General features: G+C 27.0%; 6 protein-coding genes. All 6 read right to left on the bottom strand.

Features of this window, described 5'->3' with window-relative positions; all coding sequences use genetic code 11:
* Nucleotides 1–245 precede the first annotated feature (245 nt).
* Nucleotides 246–719, bottom strand: a complete 474-nt coding sequence (locus GGR97_RS15080; RefSeq protein ID WP_317165759.1) for a MepB family protein — start codon at nt 717–719, stop codon at nt 246–248.
* Between the two features lie 297 nt (nt 720–1,016).
* Entirely contained in the window at nt 1,017–1,856 is an 840-nt protein-coding gene (locus GGR97_RS15075; protein ID WP_167899356.1) for an AbiJ-NTD4 domain-containing protein, read from the bottom strand.
* Between the two features lie 256 nt (nt 1,857–2,112).
* On the bottom strand, nt 2,113–2,694 hold the full coding sequence (locus tag GGR97_RS15070) for a hypothetical protein (protein WP_167899355.1): 582 nt from the start codon (nt 2,692–2,694) through the stop codon (nt 2,113–2,115).
* 223 nt (nt 2,695–2,917) lie between these two features.
* Nucleotides 2,918–4,033 (bottom strand): AbiH family protein, encoded by a 1,116-nt coding sequence (locus tag GGR97_RS15065; RefSeq protein WP_167899354.1) that lies wholly within the window; start codon nt 4,031–4,033, stop codon nt 2,918–2,920.
* 222 nt (nt 4,034–4,255) lie between these two features.
* Entirely contained in the window at nt 4,256–4,540 is a 285-nt protein-coding gene (locus tag GGR97_RS15060) for a helix-turn-helix domain-containing protein (RefSeq protein WP_167899353.1), read from the bottom strand.
* 2 nt (nt 4,541–4,542) lie between these two features.
* Nucleotides 4,543–4,881 (bottom strand): type II toxin-antitoxin system RelE/ParE family toxin, encoded by a 339-nt coding sequence (locus tag GGR97_RS15055; protein ID WP_167899352.1) that lies wholly within the window; start codon nt 4,879–4,881, stop codon nt 4,543–4,545.
* Nucleotides 4,882–5,037: the final 156 nt, after the last annotated feature.

Raw genomic sequence — 5,037 nt, 5'->3', positions numbered from 1 at the left:
CTACTTAAAGATTGATGGAAATAGTCCAATTCATCTTTTAATAGGAATAATCCTAAAAGTAGTTTTCTGATTTCCATTTTTTATTGTTGCTAACGTTTAGTGTATGAAACGTAGCGTATAAATATACGATAAGTTTCTGATTATCACTTAGCCAAATCTGTGATTTGGCGGACTTAGTAGAAAGCACTGAACTTTCGGTTTAGCACTTACTAGCTATGTTTTATACACATTGTTGTGTGTAGTGTTTATTCTTTTTCGTACAATTCCGTTACCTTTTTAAAGTCCGTTGAATCATTCATTTCATAAAAATAATTCAGTTGCCATTTTTGAGTTTTTTCTGCCTGTTTATTTTGTGTTTTGTCCCATTTTGGATAAACTCTAAATCCTCTTTTTCCGTCTTTTTTTTCAGTTGTTATAATCCCTTTATTAATCAATTCAGATTTCGGGAATACAAATTGTCCAAAACGATTTTCAGATTTTACGTTTATTACATAAAAATCGATTCGGTCAGTTTCGGAATAAGGTTCGGTAATTCCTTTTATATTACGTTTCCAAAATGTTACAAATTGACCAACTTTTTTAGGCGTTATTTTAGAACTTCTACAAATAATTTTCATTCCGTTCAGTTCGAATTGACAAGCATCATATTCCGTTCCTTCAAGTTCGTTATTGATTTTTGAAATCTCTAAAGTGCATTTATCGTAAATCTTAGTTTTCACTTTAATTAAATTTTCATTCAGAGTTTCAGTTCTATTCATTTGTCTTTAATATTCTAATACCTTATTGAATTTTTAGGTTTTTGCATTACACACAACGGTTTTGGCTAGGCTTTGTGCGGGATTGAAAATCGGCCAGATTTTCGAACACGTACTAAGCCGAAGCTTTTTGTTTGGATTTGTTTCTTTGGTTTCACAAAGCCAAATCAACAAGATTTGGCGACCTAGTAAATATACACAAAACTTTGAAGTAAGCACAAAACCCGCATGAAGTTTAGCCGGTGTTGCCTAATGTATTTTTTATTCAAGTAAATTTGTCTTATTACCTTTTGCTATAAGATAATTAACAAATGAACTACATGAAACTAACATATACTTTGCATCTTCAAAGTGACAATTAGCTTCTTCCATTAAAGCATGTCGTATACCATCACCATCACTTGTATATCCATATATTTGTTTGAATCCTCTTTCCAAAGCTGGATGTAAATTAATTTGACCTTTTATTTTATCAAGAGCACTTCCAAGACTGTTTTTATTAGTTTTAGATAAGGTTTTAGCAATTGATTCTACAGCTGAAATAGATTCTTTTATAGAATTTCTATAATCAGGACTTGTTTTGTCAGAAAGCATTCTTAATGCATTTTCTAAATGGGTATTAACACCGATCATGTTATTTTCTTTTGCTATGGAAATAGCTTCATCAATTTCATTTATTTCTGAGATATTAGTTATTGGGGATAAAACCTCATTTATAAATCGATATCCTGAAATTTCACTTTCTAAAACTTCATTATAATTGATGATGATTGCTTCTTTGTCAAAATGAACACTTTTAAGAGAGTACTCAATAAAATCATATATTTCATACCACTCACATTCGAAGAACCATTTTCTTAGTTGTACTTTAACTTTATTTGTTTCATTTGGTATTGTGTCAATAGGCTTTTTAAAAAAATTATGCCACAAGTCTTTTATGTATTCAAAGTTGTAACAATATATTATATATCTTTCTTTTAATTCTTCTATGTAATACAAATGAAAAACATTCCATATTTTATTTTTCAAGTCTTCATCAATAGAGTTTATTTGAATAGATTCTTTTGCTTTTATTATTTTTATTCTTTCTGAAAACTTCATTTCAATATTTTAGGCAACGGTTTTGGCTAGGCTTTGTGCGGGCTTGAAAATCGACAAGATTTTCGAACACGGACTAAGCCGAAGCTTTTTGTTTGGATTTGTTTAATTTTTATTTTTATGTCAAAAAGCTAAATCGAAAAGGATTTGGCGACTTAGTAAATATACACAAAACTTTGAAGTTTGCACAAAACCCGCATGAAGTTTAGCCGGTGTTGCCTAACGTTTTTTATAAGATGTTTAACTTCAATTACAATATTTAGTTTTTCAGTTTTATTTTTATTTTTTGGATTTCATCATAATCGTTAATTCCTAATAATTCAATTAAGTGTAAAAAGTGAATTTTCTTGTTTAAATAATATTTCTCTAAAATATTAGAAATCTTGATAATTTCATTTTTTTCATTTTGAAGAAAATATTTCACAATAGTATTTTCGTTTAATAATTCAATCTTGATAAAGTTTTTAACTCCTTGCTGTAGTTTAGGTTTTAATGTTTTTCGCCAAAGATATTTCCCTTTATAGTCTTCAATATGGATATAAATATTTTTTATATCAGAAATTAGTATTGTCGTTTTATCTAGAATTATTTTATCCTCAAGAAATATTAATTCTCCATCAAATTTTCCATTTAACTTTTGATATCTAAAATTATTTATCAACGAAATGGTAATTATTGTTATTAGATTTATAATGAGAAAAATTATCGATAAATAATAAAATTCATTTTTTTTATTGATTAGAAAGACCAAACTGATTGAAACAATAAAGGATAATGATATTATTAAATCGATATTAAAAATGTTGTTTTTTACTAGTGTGAAAATTTTAAAACTCTTCATTTTCAAATGTTTGGCAACGGTTTTGGCTAGGCTTTGTGCGGGCTTGAAAATCGACAAGATTTTCGAACACGTACTAAGCCTAAGCTTTTTGTTTGGATTTGTTTCTTTGGTTTTAACTAAGCCAAATCAACAAGATTTGGCGACTTAGTAAATATACACAAAACTTTGAAGTAAGCACAAAACCCGTATGAAGTTTAGCCGGTGTTGGCAAATGGTTTTTCAATTATGGAAAGGTGATAGAATCTTCAAAATTTTTTATTTTTTTTCTCATTGTTTTTTCATTACTAATAATTCTACTAGCAGAATATAATAATTCATTAAAAAGTATTTTCTGTTGTTTTTCATTTTGACAATCTAAACGTTTAAACAAATTTATTTTTTTACATTTTTCAGAATCAAATATTTCTTGAAGTAAAGTTTTGTCACATAGACTAAGTGAGTGTCCAATAATATCAACTTCATAATCGGCATAAATGTCTAGCATATTTTCATATACTTTTTGATAATTCCCATTACTCAAATATTCAAAAGTTTTAAAGTTTTTCAAGAATTCATTTTCTTCTAAATCTTTAATTTCTTTATAGTCTTGATTTTGATCGTTTCCGTATCCGAAGATTATCTTACCAGTTTCAAGGCTACCATGTATATTATTTATAATAATATTTTTTTCAAGTTTAAATCTTTCAAAATATTGATTTATTGTATTTGTGTAATTAAAGTTTATAATATAGATATTTTCAATACTTTTATCCTCAATGTATTTATAGAAAAAGCTAGTAAAATCTTGATTTTTAATTATTTTTATAGATTTCAAATATTGTAAAAGTTCATTTTTTATGTAGTCAAATTCTAAATTTAATTTTTCAACTCTTTTTATTATTACTTGTTTTTTAATACTAGGATTTTTATAAGAATTTTTTAGAGATACTAATTCTCTGAAATATGCATTCTCAATATCAAACCAATTTGTATGTGAACTTTTATAAAGATTAATTAAAAAATTATTATTTATTAATTTATCTAAATTTTCAGAATATTTAGATAAAAAAATTGATAATTCTTTTAATTTATTTTCAATTGAAAGAAAATAAATTATATCATAATAATTTTTCTTATTAGGAGAAATAGGTGTTTTTAATTGGAAATTTTTTAGTGCGATTGAGTTAAATAATTGGTTATTATGATAATCTTGATTTCTAATAACATCAATCAGTTTTTTTGCTATTTTTTGAGTTATTAAGTGTTCAGCATAGTCAGAATATTTTGTTAGATGTTTATGAGATATATCTAAACCGTTTCCAACAATGATTATTCTGTTTTTACTGTGCTTATTTCTCATAAATATTAACTTTTTGCCAACGGTTTTGGCTAGGCTTTGTGCGGGCTTGAAAATCGACAAGATTTTCGATTACGTACTAAGCCGAAGCTTTTTGTTTGGATTTGTTTCTTTGGTTTCACAAAGCCAAATCAACAAGATTTGGCGACTTAGTAAATATACACAAAACTTTGAAGTAAGCACAAAACCCGCATGAAGTTTAGCCGGTGTTGGGCTTTCGTAATTTTATTCAGTTGTTAATTGAATTGATAAACCTAAAGCATTCGCTAACAAAGCAAAATTTGATAATTTAATATCTTCACCATTTTCAATTCTCGAAATATATGGTCTTTTTTTTCCAACTTTTTCAGCTAAATTTTCTTGACTCATATGAAGTTCTTTTCTTCTGTTTTTTATAATTTCTCCAAAATAATAAGAAAAAGCTTCTTCTCTAAATTGATCACGCTCTTTAGTTCCTTCTTTTCCAAATCTTTCAGCTATTAATTTTTTTGCATTTATTGATTTTCCCATGACTATTGTTCTTTTAAATATTCGACTAAAATTCTTTCAGCTTGTTTTATCGCTTTGTTATAATCTTTCGTTGATTTTTTCTGAAAGCCATAAAGACAAACAGCTTTATTACATTCAGCAAAATTCAAATGATCGATAGCAAATATTACAATTCTGTATTCGTTTCCAGCTTTAATTCTCAGTTCATAGAATTGTGTTGATTGGAGTTTTTTCAGAAAGTTAGAGTTAACAACTTTCACTTCACCAATAACTTCTAAGAGTTGGAAAAATTTCAATGAAACTCTTTTATCCTGATTATCTATAAATTCAAGACATTCCTCTGTAATATCTATTTCTCTCATATTACAAATGTAACTAATTCGTTACAATTATGTTTCGTTTTAAGAATTTTTTTATGAAGCCCAACGGTTTTGGCTAGGATTAGTACGGGAAGAAAAGGAGCAGAGCCTTTTCGAACACGGACTAAGCCGAAGCCTTTTTTTTGGTTTTAATTTTCT

Source organism: Wenyingzhuangia aestuarii (genome assembly GCF_011927765.1).
Lineage (GTDB): Bacteria > Bacteroidota > Bacteroidia > Flavobacteriales > Flavobacteriaceae > Wenyingzhuangia > Wenyingzhuangia aestuarii.
Note: the sequence above shows the minus strand (reverse complement) of the source record. Positions and strands in the feature narration are given on the sequence as shown.

Coding starts and splice junctions, on each gene's coding strand:
- GGR97_RS15075 (WP_167899356.1), bottom strand. CDS start 1,856: ATGAAGTTTTCAGAAAGAATAAAAATAATAAAAGCAAAAGAATCTATT.
- GGR97_RS15070 (WP_167899355.1), bottom strand. CDS start 2,694: ATGAAGAGTTTTAAAATTTTCACACTAGTAAAAAACAACATTTTTAAT.
- GGR97_RS15065 (WP_167899354.1), bottom strand. CDS start 4,033: ATGAGAAATAAGCACAGTAAAAACAGAATAATCATTGTTGGAAACGGT.
- GGR97_RS15060 (WP_167899353.1), bottom strand. CDS start 4,540: ATGGGAAAATCAATAAATGCAAAAAAATTAATAGCTGAAAGATTTGGA.
- GGR97_RS15055 (WP_167899352.1), bottom strand. CDS start 4,881: ATGAGAGAAATAGATATTACAGAGGAATGTCTTGAATTTATAGATAAT.